The following is a 13,157-nucleotide window of genomic DNA, read 5'->3' on the forward strand; positions in this document are numbered from 1 at the left end:
CCCGGCCGTAACCGTGGATGGACATCATGTTCATGCCACGCTTGAGCACGTTGCGACCGGCGCTGGGCGCGTCGATCACCTGACCGTCGCCGACGTAGAGGGCGACGTGCCCGAGCCCGCTGTAGAAGATGAGGTCACCGGGGCGTAGCTCCCCTCGCCCGATGTGGGCGACAGCGCTCCACTGCATCCGGGCGCTGTGCGGCAGCGACTTGCCGGCCGCCCGCCAGGACGCCAGGGTCAGCCCGGAGCAGTCGTAGCCGTCCGGCCCTTCGGCCGCCCACTTGTACGGCTTGCCGATCGCCCCGAACGCGTACCGCACGGCTGTTCCGGCAGCACCGGACACGGCGGGCACGTTCCTGGCCTCGGTCGTCGCTGCCTTGGGCGCGGGTCGCTCAGTGGCGGCCCCGTACGCCTGCCGGCGCAGCTCGTACAGCTTGGCCAGGTCCTGTTCGATCTGCTTCTTGGCCGCGGCGAGCTGACGGGCCTGTGCGGCCTGCCGGGTCAAGGTCGTGCCCAGGCGGGCCTTCTCGTCGAGCAGCCGCCGCTGGTCGGTGGTAAAGCCGGAGATGCGCTCCTGCCGCTGGCGGGTCAACTGCTCGATCGTGCCGAGCCGGTCCAGCAGCGCAGCCGAGCCGCCCGCGCGCAGCAGGGCGTCCGCGGTGCGCAGGCCGCCACTCTTGTACGCCGTGGAGGCGATTTCGGCCACGTCGGCCCGGCTCTGCTCGACCTGCTGTTCGAGCGGGCCGATGCGGGTCTGTAATCGGGCCACGGCGGCCTCGTTTGTCTTGATCTCCTCACGCAACTTGTTGTACGACTCGACGACCCGCTCCAACTCGGCCGAGGACGTCTCGATCCGGCGGGTCAGGTCGGCGGGGGACGGCTCGGCCTGGGCCACCGCCGTCGGGGCGATCAGCGCGGCCGACATGCCGACCAGCGCCACGGTGCGCAGCAGATTTCTCAGGGATGACAAGAGCGGAAGGCCCCTCTCCCACGGCCGCCGGGGCTGCTGACGCCCTCGACGACACCGGCCGGGGCCACCCGGGCGGACGGCACTGGGCCGGACCGGCTTGCCCAACCTAACCCGAGACGGATGTGACTCGCAGTTGAAGCAGGGGCGAAAGTTGGGAGAGTTGCGGGTCGGGCCGGTGGGCTGGGTGGCGCCATCGTGGCTGATGACACCTGCGAACGAGGGAACATCGCCCTTTTCGCGGCGTACTGACAGATTTATGACTTTCGTCGTTCCGGGCTTATGCCGCCGGATTCCTGGTGGCCATAACCGATAAAAGCTGAAATGGATGCGGTTTCTCGGCGATCTCACCCAGTCGGGGTGAGCTGTCGTGACCCGGTAAATGCCCAGGTCGACTGGCGGCGCCGCAACACAATGAAGTCCGGAGCCGGGAATCCCGTCGGCAGGCAGCGATGACTGTCGCCAGCGGGCCCACTCGGCCAACCGTCCCCTTCGGGAGGAACCGTGAATCGTGAAGGCGCAAAGACGCGACCGCCGCGAACGGTGCCGGGCGCCCGGTCGACCCTGCTGTACGCGCGGCCCGGCATCATCGTGACCATCGACCGGTTCACCATCGGTCGGAACAGTTACCGGGTCGCCGACCTGACCCATCTGCGTACCACCCGGGGTCCGCACGACCGGATCGCCGTCCGGGCCGTGGTCATCACCGCCAGCATGCTCGGCGGTGTGGGGGTGCTTCTCGGCTTCACCGGCGGTCTGCACCGCCTCACCGCCGGGGCGTACCTGATCCTCGGCGCCGTGTTCCTGCTCCCGGCCGCTCTCGCCCTGGTCGGCGATCGCTGGCGCCCACCGCCACACGAACTGTGGGGGTGGTACCAAGGCTCGGAGGTGCTGCTGTTCAGCGCCGACGACGAACGACAGTTCGGCCAGGTCACCCGGTCGCTGCTCCGGGCCCGGGAGGTCAACCGCTACGGCAGTTGGGTCGACCCGATCGCCGAAGCGGATCCGTGGCGGCCCAACCGCTGATGCGGCGCGACCGGCGTGAAGGTCGGCGCAAGCAATCTTCACGCCCGCTGACCGTCATCGCGGGAGGACGGGCTCCGGAGTCCGCTCGGCCTGCGGCGCTGCCACCCAGGCGCTGACCCGGCGCTCGGCGTAGAACGAGACGAACGGCACCGTGCCGGCCAGCATCACCAGCAGCATCCGCTTCAGCGGCCAGTCGGCTCGGCGGCTCAGATCGAACGCGGCCACCAGGTAGATCATGTAAAGGAAGCCGTGCGCCGGCCCGATCGTCTCCACCACGACCGGATTGTCGAACGCGTACTTCAGCGGCATGCCGACCACGACCAGCAGGATCAGCACCACGCCCACGATCCAGGCGATCACGCGGTACCGGGTAAGGGCAGCGCCCACCTTCGTCCGTCCTTCCGAACCCGGCTCAGCCGGGATAGTCGCCGGGCCGGGCGCCCGGATTGGCGTTCAACCATGACAGGTAGTGGTTGTAGGCGGCCAGGTCGTTGTCCTCGACGACGTCCCCGGTGGCGGGCACCCGGGACACCCGCACCGGGCGGCGTACCCCCGGTCGGGACCCGGTGGTGACCGCCGGCGCCGGCTCGACGGCCGGATCCGCTGGCGGCGCGTCGGCCTCCGTCGCCCTGCGGCGGGCCATCTTCACCTCACGCCACCAGACGTAGACCACGAAGCCGGCGAAGATCGGCCACTCGACCGCGTACCCCCAGCTCAGGCTGTTGCCGGCGGTGGCCCGGCTGATCTGCCACCAGCCCAGCCCCAGGAAGCCCACGACCAGCACGACCATGGCCACGTGGCGTGCGATCCACGCCGGGGTCCAGAGCCGCCTCATGACATTGAGGGTACCGGGGACGCCATCGGTCTCCGACACCGTGTCGTAGTCGTCGACTCGTCGCCTTGGTTTGGCGTCACCGCGCCTGGGCAATCGTTTAGACGCCAGCCCAAACGAGATCAAGGGGGGCGATCATGACCGGATCGGTACGTGAGGACGGCTTTGCGTCCAGCGGTAGCGCGGATACGAGCCCGGAGCAGCGGGTGCCCGAGTGGGGCGGCGATCAGCTCGCCGACCCGGCCGGCGCACCCGGCCTCGACGACGACCTGCTCGGCATCGACCCGACGGAGCTTTCCGACGAGGACCTGATCCGCGAGATGCACAGCCTGCACCGAACCCGCCTGGACACCCTGCGGCACGCTGCCGACTCCGCACTCGCGAACCACCTCCGGCGCACGGCGGAGTTGGAGACCGAGTACCTGGCCCGACACCCGGGTCGAGAGGTCGATCCCAGCCGCCTGCGGGACGCGTGATGCCGGCGCGCGCCGTGCGCGGCATGTCCGCGCCACCCGAGGTGGTCTTCAGCACAGCCACCGACCCCGACCGTGCCTCGGCCTGGCTGCCGGAGCCGCTGCGCGGCGACGGCAGCCCCGCCGCGGAGATCAGCGGCGAGGAGCTGCGCGCCCGCTGGGGCGACGGCGACGCCGACGACTGGTCCGCCGAGATCCGGGTGGAGCCGGCCGATTCCGGTGGCGCGCGGATCCAGCTGGACCTGGCCGACGGGTCCGGCGGGCCCGGTCCGGACCAGCTTGCCGACGAGGCGCTCACCAACCTGGCACGCGAGGTCGCCGACAACCTCCAGGCCGGCTGAGTCGGCCACGCGCGACGCCGTTCCCGCACCACCACGACACATGAGGAGATCGGGTGAGCGACACTGGCCTGCGGCAGAAGGCGGCCCGGCTGCGCCGGGCGTACGCGCCGCACGAGCACCGGCCGCTCGGCGGCTACCTGGTGGCGATGGGCGCCTACGCCGGGGTGACCGGGGCTCTCGCCGGCCTGGTCAAGGCGACGGGCCGGCCGGTGCCGGAGCGTCCCGCGCCGTCCGACGTGGTGCTGCTCTCCATCGCCACGCACAAGCTGAGCCGGTTGCTGTCCAAGGACGCGGTGACCAGCCCGTTGCGGGCGCCGTTCACCCGCTACGACCGCCCGATCGGCAGCGGCGAGGTGATGGAGCAGGTCCGCGACTCGGGCAGCCCCACCCGGCACGCCATCGGCGAGCTGCTGAGCTGCCCGTTCTGCCTGGCGGTCTGGGTGGCCACCGGGCTGACCGGTGGCCTGGTGCTCGCGCCCCGGCTCACCCGCCTGGTGGCGACCGCGCAGACGGCGGGCGCCGCGTCCGACTTCCTCCAGATGGCGTACGCGACGGCGCAGCAGGCCGCCGAGGGCGGGCACGACGACTGAAAGCCAAAAAAGGGGGGCCGGCCTGCGCCGGCCCCCCTTTTTTCGTACGCCTTCAGCGCTGCATGCCGGACCAACCGTGCGGCGACTCCGGTTCCCGTTCGTCCTCGTCCGCCCCGGTGATGATGTCCCGATCCACCGCCGTGCGGTCGTGCTCGTTGGCGAAGTCCGGCTCGGGCGTGGTGTCCCTGCCCTTCGGGGGCTGACCCAGCGCCGGCACCTTCTCGTCGTGGTCCTCGTGGTGCGTCATGTCGGTGTCCCTTCCGCGGTCGCTCAGCCGACCGAGCCGCCCAGCAGGTCACTGGCCTCGTCCACCGCGTACTCACCCTCGGGGAGCGCGTCGATGCGGGCGAGCAGCTCCGGCGGGAGTTCTGCGGCCACCGCCTGACGGTAGATCTCCGCCTGCTCAACCCGCTCCTGGCCTCGGAAGATGCCGTCGAGCAGGTCGTCGAGTGCCCGGGTGTCCGGCTCGTCGGCCAGTGGTGAGTCGTCGGTCACGTCGATCAGCTACCCGGGGCGGAATCGGTCAAACGTCACCCCGTCGCTGGCCTGCGCTCTTGGGCCGACGGCCCCGCAACCCTTCCTTTGCTCTGCACCCGCCGATGCGACGGTCACGCTTCGTGAGTGGTGCGCGGAGGGGTGCAGAGCAAAGGGAGACACAAAGCAGCGCGGGGGCGGGGGCGGGCAGAGCGACAGCGCCGCCCCCGGCCTTGTGGGCCGGGGGCGGCGCTGGTGTCGGTGTGCAGGTCGCCTCTCGGCGAGTGGCACTACGCGGCTCCAGCCGGACGGTATTCCGCGAAGGCTATTTAGGTGAGGCCCGGGGACACTGGACACACCGACACCCCAGTCAACGAGCCGACCCCCGTTCGTGTTCCGCCGGTCGTGGTGTCGGCGGTCACACCGTCGTGGGCAGGGTGGCCCGACGGGCCCGCACAGCCGAGGCGAGGTGGTCGAGCACCTCGGCGGTGTCGTCCCAACCCAGGCAGGCGTCGGTGACCGACCGCCCGTACTCCAGCGTCCGGGTCGGGTCGAGCTCCTGCCGGCCGGGCAGCAGGAACGACTCCAGCATCACGCCGGTGATCCCGCGCTGACCTGCGGCCAGTTGGGCGGCCACGTCCGCGGCCACCAGCGGCTGGTTACGGTGGTCCTTGCCGCTGTTGGCGTGACTCGCGTCGATCACCAGCCGCTCCGGCAGGTCGGCGGCGCGGAGCAGGTCGAGTGCCCCAGCGACCGACTCGGCGTCGTAGTTGGGTCGGCCGCCCCCACCGCGTAACACGAGGTGCCCGTCGGTGTTGCCCCGGGTGTGCATGATCGCCGGGGTGCCGGAGAAGTCGATGCCGGGGAAGACGTGTGGCACCCCGGCGGCGCGGATCGCGTCCACGGCCGTGCCGATGCTGCCGTCCGGGCGGTTCTTCATGCCGATCGGCATGGACAGGCCGGAGGCGAGCTGGCGGTGCACCTGGCTCTCCACCGTGCGCGCACCGATCGCGCCCCAGCCCACCGTGTCCGCGATGTACTGCGGGGTGATCGGGTCCAGGAACTCGCAACCCACCGGAAGGCCGAGGCGGAGCACGTCGAGCAGCAGCGCCCGGGCCAGCCGCAGACCGGTGTTGACGTCCCCGCTGCCGTCCAGGCCGGGATCGTTGATCAGGCCCTTCCAGCCGACGGTGGAGCGCGGCTTCTCGAAGTAGACCCGCATGACGATCAGCAGGTCGTCGGCGAGCCGGTCGGCTGCCGTCCGCAGACGCTGCGCGTAGTCCAGGGCGGCGGCCGGGTCGTGCACCGAGCAGGGACCGACCACCACCAGCAGGCGGTCGTCCTCGCGGTCCAGCACGCGACCGACCGCGCGGCGGCCGGTCAACACGGCCGCTGCGAGCGGGGCGTCCAGGGGCAACTCGTGGTGCAGCAGGGCGGGCGTGGTCAGCGGCACGACACGGTCGATCCGCTGATCGCTGACCCGATCGGTCTCCGGGGTCGTCACGGTGGGCATCCTTTCGCCGACCGTGCCGGGGCCGGTGCCCGGGACGAGCCGGCTGCTCGTACGCAAAAGGGCAGGAACGACAGCTCCTGCCCAGCCGGCTCGGTCCGTGGTGACATCAGTTCATGGTGAAGTCACCGGCGTGCGAGCCGGCTGCCTAAACCATCGATAGGAACGCGTCACCGGGCCAGCGTACCCGACCGGACGCGTTCCCCCGTGCTGTCGTCCCAAGATGCGGGGTGAAGATCGCGTGCCGGGGACGCGGTCGGGGTAACAGGGGTGCCATGACACACGAGCAGAGCGATCAGGACCGGGTGGAGTCCCGTGCGCACCACCTCCTGCCCGAGGAGGAGGCGGTGGGCAGCGACGACCCGGAGGCGCAGGCGGAGGCCATCCTCGCCGAGTCGGACATCCGCACCGCTGACCAGAACGCCGCTCCGGACACGGTGCTGGAGCGTCGTACCTCGGATCAGACAGTGGTGGCGGTCGAACCGCCGGACTGAGCGGTCGCCCCGCGTGCCCGGCGCGACCCCCGGTAGGTCTGGTCACGCAGCCAGGCCAGCGGACCTGCCACCCGCAGTTCGGGTGGCAGGTTGCGCACCGGGTCGAACGCGAGCGCACTGTCCTCCTCGGCGCTGAGCTGGGCGCCGAGGATGACCTGCCCGACCAGTCGCCACGTCCCCACCGCCGACGCGACCGCGAGCACCAGGCGCGGGGTGTCCGTCCGGGTCGCGGCGGACGCCGCGGCCAGGCTGCGACCGAGGTCGGCCGAGTCGGGGTCGGCCAGCGCGGCCAGCCAGAGGCGGCGCCGGCCCGCGCGGTAGAACGTGATCGTGCTGTACGTGCCGGTGAAGCGGCGTCGCGGCAGCGGCAGGTTCCGCAGCACCGGGGCCGCGCCGCTGGAGCTGACCAGCAGATCGAACGGCCGGCCGCCGTCGCTGTGCAGGCGCAGCGCCAGGCCCAGGACGTCGGGCCAACTGCCGGGCGTGGGCGTTCCCTTGGAAAGCCGGATGGTGGTCCGGTACTGGCCGGGCTGGTCCAGCAGCGCGACCCCGGTGGGCGGTCCGGGCGTACCCCAGATCACCGTCTCTCCGACGAACGAGCGACCGGCCGGATGCAGCAACCGGCCGCGGCGCAGCCGGCCGAGTGCGGTGCTGGCGCGTTCGACGGCGGTGGCGGCCCGGCCGGCGGGCCGGAACGGAGGCTGGGTGACGGTCATTGCTCTCCGGTACCCCGCGCGGCGGCTCCGAAGCCGCCCGGGTCGGCTCGCCGACCGACGGCACGTCACCTTTCCGCCTCCGAGATCGGATAGCGTCGGGGCATGCCCGACAGCGGTTACCCCTGGCCCATTCAGACGTCCCGACTGGACAACGGCCTGCGCGTGGTGGTGAGTGAGGACCGCACCGCGCCCGCAGTGGCCGTCAACCTCTGGTACGACGTCGGCTCCCGACATGAGCCGGCCGGGCAGACCGGTTTCGCCCACCTCTTCGAGCACCTGATGTTCGAGGGCTCGGTGAACGTGGCGAAGACCGAGCACATGAAGCTGATTCAGGGCTCCGGCGGCTCGCTCAACGCCACCACCAACCCGGACCGGACCAACTACTTCGAGACGGTCCCGGCCGAGCACCTGGAGCTGGCGCTCTGGTTGGAGGCCGACCGGATGGGCGGCCTGGTCCCCGCCCTCACTCAGGAGACGCTGGACAACCAGCGGGACGTGGTGAAGAACGAGCGCCGGCAGCGCTACGAGAACGTGCCGTACGGCGACGCCTGGCTGCGATTGCTGCCGCTGCTCTACCCGCCGGGGCACCCGTACCACCACGCGACGATCGGCTCCATGGCCGACCTGAACGCCGCCGACCTGGCCACCTTTCAGGCGTTCCACCAGACCTACTACGCGCCGAACAACGCGGTGCTCACAGTGGTCGGCGACGCCACCGCTTCCGACGTGTTCGCGCTCGCCGACAAGTACTTCGGCGCGCTGCCCGCCCGCGACGACATCCCGCCGGCACCGGACGGCCGCACCGTCCCCGCCACCGGGCAGACGGCCGTCGAGTCGGTGAGCGCCGACGTGCCGGCGCCACGGGTCTACATCGCCCACCGCAGCTACCCGTTCGGCACCCCCGGATACAACGTGATCACCGTGCTCGCCACCATCCTGGGCAGCGGCCGGGGCAGCCGGCTCTACCAGCGCCTCGCCGACGGCGAGCGGATCGCGCAACCGGACCTGGTCGGGGCGTACGGGGTGGACCTCGCCCACGCCCCGGCACCGCTGATCGCCACGGCCACCGCCCGCCCCGGAGTGAGCGCCGAGCGGCTCGCCGAAGGGCTGGCCGAGGTCGTCGACGAGTTGGCCACGGTGCCGGTCACCGCCGCCGAGCTGGATCGCGCCAAGGCGTTGCTCAGCACCGGGTGGTGGCGTCAGCTGTCCACCGTCGACGGCCGCGCGGACCTGCTCGGCCGGTACACCACGCAGTTCGGTGACCCGGCCCGCATCGCCGAGCAGTTGCCGGCCCTGCTCGCTGTCACCGCCGAGCAGATCGCCGAGGCCGCCGCCGACGTGCTCGCCACCGACCGGGTGACCCTGACCTACCTGCCCGAGGAGACCTCATGACGCTGATCGCCGACCGTCCCGGCCCGGGCGCCGCCCGCCCGTACCGGTTCCCGCCGGTGGTCCGCCGCGCCGCGGCCGGTGGTCAGGTCGTCGCCGCGCACCTGCCGGGGCAGAACCTCGCCGTGGCCCTGCTGCTGCTCGACGTGGGCGCGGGCCAGGAGCCGGTCGGCAAGGAGGGTCTGTCCGGCGTGCTGGCCAAGGCGTTGGAGGAGGGCACCGCGCAGCGGGACGCCGCCGCATACGCGCTCGCCGTCGAAGGACTCGGCACCGCTCTGTCGACCGGTCTGGACTGGGACTCGTTCCAGGCCAGCGTGGTGATCCCGGTGGACCGGCTGAGCGCCGCCGTGGAACTGCTCGCCGAGGCGGTCCGGACGCCGAAGCTCGACCCCGCCGACGTACGCCGGGTCCGTGACGACGAGGCGACAGCGCTCCGGATGGACTGGGCCAACCCCGGCCCGCGCGCCGACGCCGCGCTGCGCGCCGACCTGTTCGGCGCCCAGAACCGCTGGGGACGGCCGATGCACGGCGACCCGGAGTCGGTCGCCGGGTTGGACGTGGAGGACGTCACGGTCTTCCACTCGGAGTGGTTCCTGCGCCCCGGCACCCTGATCGTCGCCGGTGACCTGGACCGGATCGACCTGGACGCGCTGGCCGCCGCGGCGTTCGCCGGCACCGGTGGTGGTCCCGCCGAGCGCGGCGGTCCCATCGAGGTGCCGCTGCACAGCGGTCGCCGGATCATCCTGGTGGACCGGCCCGGCTCGGTGCAGTCCACGCTGCGGCTGGGCCACCCGTCACCGCACCGGGCGCACCCCGACTACGTGCCGATGACGCTCGCCGGCACCGTGCTCGGCGGGGCGTTCACCTCCCGACTCAACCACCTGCTGCGGGAGGTGCACGGCTACACCTACGGCATCCGGGGCGACTTCGCCGCGTCGCGGCGGTTCGGTCGGTTCGCGGTCAGCTCCGGTGTGCAGACGGCGGTCACCGCGCCGGCCCTGGTCGAGGCGGTGGGCGAGATCACCCGTACCCAGGCCACCGGGGTGACCGAGGAGGAGCTGGAGGTGGCCCGCTCCTGGCGTGCCGGGCAGCTCTCGGTCGAGTTGCAGAGCCCTCGGGCGATCGCCTCCGCGCTGACCACCCTGGTGGTGCACGACCTGCCGGACGACTACCACGCGCGGTTGCGCGAGTCGCTGCTCTCCGCCGACGTGGCCCAGGTCTCCGCGGCGGCAGCCACCCACCTGCACCCGGAAGCTCTCACCCTGGTCATCGAGGGCGACGCCGCGGTGATCCGCGACGACCTGGAGGCCACCGCCCTGGGAGACCTCCTCCCCTAACCCCGAAAGCGCCGTTGATCAAGAGGTTTGCGTCACCCGGAGCGCGACTCCTGACGCAAACCTCTTGATCGACGGCTGTGGGGCCGCGGTGTGAGGTGGACCCGGGGGGTGGGAAAGGGGTCCCGGTTTCGGGGGTGGGGTCGGTAGCCTCGCGGGCATGAGGATCGGCATTGTGGGGGCCACCGGCCAGGTCGGTGGCGTGATGCGGCAGGTGCTGGCGGAGCGGGAGTTCCCAGCGGAGCAGGTGCGGTTGTTCGCCTCGGCGCGGTCCGCCGGGCGTACGCTGCCGTGGCGCGACGGCGAGGTGACAGTCGAGGACGCCGCGACCGCGGACTATTCCGAGCTGGACATCGTGCTCTTCTCGGCCGGTAAGGGCACCGCCCGGGAGTTGGCCCCCCGGGTCGCCGAGGCCGGCGCCGTGGTGATCGACAACTCGTCGGCGTTCCGGATGGACCCGCAGGTGCCGCTGGTGGTCGCCGAGGTCAACCCGCACGCCGCCCTGGACCGGCCCAAGGGCATCATCGCCAACCCGAACTGCACCACGATGGCCGCGATGCCGGTGCTGCGTCCGTTGCACGCCGAGGCTGGCCTGGTCGGCCTGGTCGTCTCCACCTACCAGGCGGTCTCCGGCGCCGGGCTGGCCGGCGTCGCCGAGCTGGACGAGCAGGTCCGCAAGGTGGCCGAGCACGCCGCTGGGCTGGCCTTCGACGGATCGGCCGTGGAGTTCCCCGCGCCGCGCTCGTTCACCCAGCCGATCGCCTTCAACGTCCTCCCGCTGGCCGGTTCGATCGTCGACGACGGCTCGTTCGAGACCGACGAGGAGCAGAAGCTCCGCAACGAGAGCCGCAAGATCCTGGATATCCCCGACCTGTTGGTCTCCGGCACCTGTGTCCGGGTGCCGGTCTTCACCGGGCACTCACTCCAGATCAACGCCCGCTTCGCCAGGCCGCTCACCCCGCAGCGCGCCCACGAACTGCTGGCCGACGCGCCCGGCGTGGCACTGACCGACGTTCCGACGCCGTTGCAGGCCGCCGGCCAGGACCCGACCTACGTGGGCCGGATCCGCGCCGACGAGACCGTCGAGTACGGGCTGGCGCTGTTCTGCTCCAACGACAACCTGCGCAAGGGCGCCGCGCTGAACGCTGTGCAACTCGCCGAGCTGGTCGCCGCCGAGCGCCGCTGACCGGCACGGTCGCCGAAACGACGAACAATCACCGAGCCCTCGCCGTACGTCGGCGGGGGCTCGGTGCCGTTGCGGGTAATCGGTGGTCGCCCTGCTGTTCCAGGTGGTCGCCCGCAGGGGCCGGCAGGTCGTGCTTGGATGGGTCGGAGACGATCGTCCAACCTGGAGGACACCATGCCGGATGACCGGACCCAGCAGGCGTTGACCGATCTGGTGGCCAGCCGCTCGATGGGCGTGCTCGCCACGATCAAGCGGGACGGGCGTCCACAGCTGTCAACGGTGGTCTACTCCTTCGACCGGGACGCGGGCCTGATCCGGGTCTCGGTCACCGACGGCCGTGCCAAGACCGCGAACCTGCGCCGCGACCCGCGCGCCAGCTTCCACGTCAGCAGCGAGGACGGCTGGGCGTACGCGGTGGTCGAAGGTCGCGCCGAGCTGACCCCGCCGGCCACCCGACTCGACGACGAGACGGTCGAGGAGTTGGTGGCGCTCTACCGGGGGCTGAGGGGCGAACACCCCGACTGGGACGAGTACCGCCAGGCCATGGTCGACGAGGGCCGGATCGTGCTACGCCTGCACGTCGAGCGGCTCTACGGCATGCCGCCCCGAGGCTGACCCGCCGCTCAGGCTGACCCGCCACAGCCGATCAGCCTGGCTCGATCACTGTCACGCCGGGCCAACGCTGCGCCGGCCGGTGCCGGGCCAACCGCTGCCGCGACAGGGCCACGTCCACCCGGGCCGGGTTGTGCCGCCACACCCCGCCCAGCAGATCCGTCAGACCGTACGGCGCGCAGACGTCCAGCTGGCCGGCCTGGTCCAGGCGGACGGCCACCGCTGTCGCGTACTCCGGCCAGGTCGCGACCGCCTCGGCCACGCTGCGGTACGGCTCGATCGGGTCGCCGCCGAACGTGGCCGCGTACCAGGTGTGCACAGCGGCCTGGTTGCGAGCCTCCCACGGCGGCTGCGCCCACATCCCCTTCAGCAACGCGGTTGCCCGGTCGTCGTCGGCTCGGGTCAGCCTCGCCGGGTCGAAGAAGACCACGTCAACGTCGCGGACCCGCGCCGGGTCGAACCCGTTGCCGTACCGCTCGCCCCAGACCAGGTCGCGCAGTGCGCCAGCGCCGATCCAGGCGTCCGGCAGCCCGGAATCACGCACCACCGCCAGTGCCCGGATCAGCCAGTTGCTGCCGGCCACCAGCTCCCGCAGCTCGTCCTCGCCCGTCATCATGCGCCCACGGTAGGCAGCGGACACCTGCACGGACAGTCCCGGCGGGCAGTCGGCGTTACCCCCTCCCGGGCGGCGGGTAGACGGGCCGTGCCGACACCGAGAGGGGAGCACCATGACAACGGTCGGAGAGTTCATGACGACCCGGTTGGTGACGATGGACGGCAACGACACGCTCATCGCAGCCGCGCAGGAGATGCGTGACAGTGCGATTGGCGATGTGGTGGTTACCGACGGTGACAGTGTGGTCGGCATCGTCACGGACCGGGACATCACGGTCCGAGGTGTCGCGGAGAACATGGACCCGGGCTCGACCCGGTTGAACCAGATCACCACTCGCGACGTGATCACGGTGAGTCAGTACGACGATGCCGTGGCCGCCGCGGACCTGATGCGGACGTACGCCGTACGCCGACTTCCGGTGATCGACGACGGGCGCCTGGTCGGCCTGGTGTCGATGGGTGACCTCGCTGTCGAGCGCGAACCACAGTCGGTCCTGGCCGACATCAGCGCCGACGATCCGAACAACTGACCCGTCCGCCGCGGTGCGCGCCGGCTCTACCATACGGCATGGCCGGCCGGAGGTGTCTACACCCCCAG

Annotated in this window: 18 protein-coding genes; 10 read left to right on the forward strand and 8 right to left on the reverse strand. The window is 71.6% G+C overall.

Features of this window, described 5'->3' with window-relative positions; translation table 11 throughout:
- The coding region (locus AB0B48_RS27355) for an NlpC/P60 family protein (RefSeq protein ID WP_357206481.1) at nucleotides 1–970 on the reverse strand (970 nt) is incomplete at its 3' end.
- Between the two features lie 501 nt (nucleotides 971–1,471).
- Between AB0B48_RS27355 and AB0B48_RS27360 the strand changes: the two genes are divergently transcribed.
- Nucleotides 1,472–1,993 (forward strand): DUF6232 family protein, encoded by a 522-nt coding sequence (locus AB0B48_RS27360; RefSeq protein WP_357206483.1) that lies wholly within the window; start codon nucleotides 1,472–1,474, stop codon nucleotides 1,991–1,993.
- Between the two features lie 54 nt (nucleotides 1,994–2,047).
- Here the strand turns inward: AB0B48_RS27360 and AB0B48_RS27365 are convergent, their stop codons facing one another.
- Together AB0B48_RS27365 and AB0B48_RS27370 are read right to left on the reverse strand one after the other, a co-directional pair.
- A complete protein-coding gene (locus tag AB0B48_RS27365; RefSeq protein WP_357206485.1) occupies nucleotides 2,048–2,380 on the reverse strand; it encodes a DUF3817 domain-containing protein in 333 nt (110 codons plus the stop codon).
- 25 nt (nucleotides 2,381–2,405) lie between these two features.
- The gene (locus tag AB0B48_RS27370) at nucleotides 2,406–2,828 is read right to left on the reverse strand and encodes a hypothetical protein (RefSeq protein WP_357206487.1); all 423 of its coding nucleotides are present in this window, start codon (nucleotides 2,826–2,828) and stop codon (nucleotides 2,406–2,408) included.
- 134 nt (nucleotides 2,829–2,962) lie between these two features.
- Between AB0B48_RS27370 and AB0B48_RS27375 the strand changes: the two genes are divergently transcribed.
- From AB0B48_RS27375 to AB0B48_RS27385, 3 genes are read left to right on the forward strand one after another with little or no spacing between them, the layout of a single operon-like run.
- Entirely contained in the window at nucleotides 2,963–3,301 is a 339-nt protein-coding gene (locus AB0B48_RS27375; protein WP_357206489.1) for a DUF6158 family protein, read from the forward strand.
- Nucleotides 3,301–3,639 (forward strand): SRPBCC family protein, encoded by a 339-nt coding sequence (locus tag AB0B48_RS27380; RefSeq protein WP_238678168.1) that lies wholly within the window; start codon nucleotides 3,301–3,303, stop codon nucleotides 3,637–3,639. Before AB0B48_RS27375 ends, AB0B48_RS27380 begins: the two co-directional genes overlap by 1 nt.
- Nucleotides 3,640–3,692: 53 nt before the next feature.
- Nucleotides 3,693–4,229 (forward strand): DUF1360 domain-containing protein, encoded by a 537-nt coding sequence (locus tag AB0B48_RS27385; protein ID WP_357206491.1) that lies wholly within the window; start codon nucleotides 3,693–3,695, stop codon nucleotides 4,227–4,229.
- 52 nt (nucleotides 4,230–4,281) lie between these two features.
- On the opposite strand, the gene AB0B48_RS27390 is transcribed toward AB0B48_RS27385, so the two are convergent.
- The 3 genes from AB0B48_RS27390 to AB0B48_RS27400 all read right to left on the reverse strand — a co-directional run bounded on the left by AB0B48_RS27390 (nucleotide 4,282) and on the right by AB0B48_RS27400 (nucleotide 6,216).
- Nucleotides 4,282–4,476 carry a hypothetical protein gene (locus AB0B48_RS27390; protein WP_091405645.1) on the reverse strand — a complete coding sequence of 65 codons (195 nt, stop codon included), beginning with the start codon at nucleotides 4,474–4,476 and terminating at the stop codon, nucleotides 4,282–4,284.
- Between the two features lie 23 nt (nucleotides 4,477–4,499).
- A complete protein-coding gene (locus AB0B48_RS27395; protein WP_355009012.1) occupies nucleotides 4,500–4,733 on the reverse strand; it encodes a hypothetical protein in 234 nt (77 codons plus the stop codon).
- Between the two features lie 388 nt (nucleotides 4,734–5,121).
- Complete coding sequence (locus tag AB0B48_RS27400) at nucleotides 5,122–6,216, reverse strand: 3-deoxy-7-phosphoheptulonate synthase (protein ID WP_357206493.1); 1,095 nt, start codon at nucleotides 6,214–6,216, stop codon at nucleotides 5,122–5,124.
- Between the two features lie 272 nt (nucleotides 6,217–6,488).
- Between AB0B48_RS27400 and AB0B48_RS27405 the strand changes: the two genes are divergently transcribed.
- The gene (locus AB0B48_RS27405; protein WP_355008950.1) at nucleotides 6,489–6,707 is read left to right on the forward strand and encodes a hypothetical protein; all 219 of its coding nucleotides are present in this window, start codon (nucleotides 6,489–6,491) and stop codon (nucleotides 6,705–6,707) included.
- Here the strand turns inward: AB0B48_RS27405 and AB0B48_RS27410 are convergent.
- Nucleotides 6,674–7,423: a phosphodiesterase gene (locus tag AB0B48_RS27410; protein ID WP_357206495.1), complete on the reverse strand. Its 750-nt coding sequence runs from the start codon at nucleotides 7,421–7,423 to the stop codon at nucleotides 6,674–6,676. The genes AB0B48_RS27405 and AB0B48_RS27410 overlap by 34 nt on opposite strands.
- 102 nt (nucleotides 7,424–7,525) lie before the next feature.
- Here AB0B48_RS27410 and AB0B48_RS27415 point away from each other — a divergent pair, with 102 nt between their 5' ends.
- From AB0B48_RS27415 to AB0B48_RS27430, 4 genes are all read left to right on the forward strand, one after another.
- Entirely contained in the window at nucleotides 7,526–8,815 is a 1,290-nt protein-coding gene (locus tag AB0B48_RS27415) for a pitrilysin family protein (RefSeq protein ID WP_357206497.1), read from the forward strand.
- Nucleotides 8,812–10,149 (forward strand): pitrilysin family protein, encoded by a 1,338-nt coding sequence (locus AB0B48_RS27420; RefSeq protein ID WP_357206499.1) that lies wholly within the window; start codon nucleotides 8,812–8,814, stop codon nucleotides 10,147–10,149. Before AB0B48_RS27415 ends, AB0B48_RS27420 begins: the two co-directional genes overlap by 4 nt.
- A gap of 157 nt (nucleotides 10,150–10,306) precedes the next feature.
- Nucleotides 10,307–11,332 (forward strand): aspartate-semialdehyde dehydrogenase, encoded by a 1,026-nt coding sequence (locus AB0B48_RS27425; RefSeq protein ID WP_355008946.1) that lies wholly within the window; start codon nucleotides 10,307–10,309, stop codon nucleotides 11,330–11,332.
- A gap of 174 nt (nucleotides 11,333–11,506) precedes the next feature.
- Nucleotides 11,507–11,947, forward strand: coding sequence for a PPOX class F420-dependent oxidoreductase (locus AB0B48_RS27430; RefSeq protein WP_357206505.1), 441 nt, complete (start codon nucleotides 11,507–11,509; stop codon nucleotides 11,945–11,947).
- A gap of 31 nt (nucleotides 11,948–11,978) precedes the next feature.
- On the opposite strand, the gene AB0B48_RS27435 is transcribed toward AB0B48_RS27430, so the two are convergent.
- Complete coding sequence (locus AB0B48_RS27435; protein WP_357206502.1) at nucleotides 11,979–12,560, reverse strand: nucleotidyltransferase family protein; 582 nt, start codon at nucleotides 12,558–12,560, stop codon at nucleotides 11,979–11,981.
- Between the two features lie 112 nt (nucleotides 12,561–12,672).
- On the opposite strand from AB0B48_RS27435, the gene AB0B48_RS27440 reads away from it, so the two are divergent.
- Nucleotides 12,673–13,089, forward strand: a complete 417-nt coding sequence (locus tag AB0B48_RS27440; protein WP_030333361.1) for a CBS domain-containing protein — start codon at nucleotides 12,673–12,675, stop codon at nucleotides 13,087–13,089.
- Nucleotides 13,090–13,157 lie beyond the last annotated feature (68 nt).

The sequence above is a fragment of the Micromonospora sp. NPDC049089 genome (genome assembly GCF_040648775.1).
Classification (GTDB): domain Bacteria; phylum Actinomycetota; class Actinomycetes; order Mycobacteriales; family Micromonosporaceae; genus Micromonospora.

Excerpts from the sequence above, each read along its gene's own strand:
- AB0B48_RS27440 (WP_030333361.1), top strand. The coding sequence starts at position 12,673 with ATGACAACGGTCGGAGAGTTCATGACGACCCGGTTGGTGACGATGGAC.
- AB0B48_RS27375 (WP_357206489.1), top strand. The coding sequence starts at position 2,963 with ATGACCGGATCGGTACGTGAGGACGGCTTTGCGTCCAGCGGTAGCGCG.
- AB0B48_RS27410 (WP_357206495.1), bottom strand. The coding sequence starts at position 7,423 with ATGACCGTCACCCAGCCTCCGTTCCGGCCCGCCGGCCGGGCCGCCACC.
- AB0B48_RS27435 (WP_357206502.1), bottom strand. The coding sequence starts at position 12,560 with ATGATGACGGGCGAGGACGAGCTGCGGGAGCTGGTGGCCGGCAGCAAC.
- AB0B48_RS27420 (WP_357206499.1), top strand. The coding sequence starts at position 8,812 with ATGACGCTGATCGCCGACCGTCCCGGCCCGGGCGCCGCCCGCCCGTAC.
- AB0B48_RS27405 (WP_355008950.1), top strand. The coding sequence starts at position 6,489 with ATGACACACGAGCAGAGCGATCAGGACCGGGTGGAGTCCCGTGCGCAC.
- AB0B48_RS27430 (WP_357206505.1), top strand. The coding sequence starts at position 11,507 with ATGCCGGATGACCGGACCCAGCAGGCGTTGACCGATCTGGTGGCCAGC.
- AB0B48_RS27380 (WP_238678168.1), top strand. The coding sequence starts at position 3,301 with ATGCCGGCGCGCGCCGTGCGCGGCATGTCCGCGCCACCCGAGGTGGTC.
- AB0B48_RS27390 (WP_091405645.1), bottom strand. The coding sequence starts at position 4,476 with ATGACGCACCACGAGGACCACGACGAGAAGGTGCCGGCGCTGGGTCAG.
- AB0B48_RS27415 (WP_357206497.1), top strand. The coding sequence starts at position 7,526 with ATGCCCGACAGCGGTTACCCCTGGCCCATTCAGACGTCCCGACTGGAC.
- AB0B48_RS27400 (WP_357206493.1), bottom strand. The coding sequence starts at position 6,216 with ATGCCCACCGTGACGACCCCGGAGACCGATCGGGTCAGCGATCAGCGG.
- AB0B48_RS27370 (WP_357206487.1), bottom strand. The coding sequence starts at position 2,828 with ATGAGGCGGCTCTGGACCCCGGCGTGGATCGCACGCCACGTGGCCATG.
- AB0B48_RS27425 (WP_355008946.1), top strand. The coding sequence starts at position 10,307 with ATGAGGATCGGCATTGTGGGGGCCACCGGCCAGGTCGGTGGCGTGATG.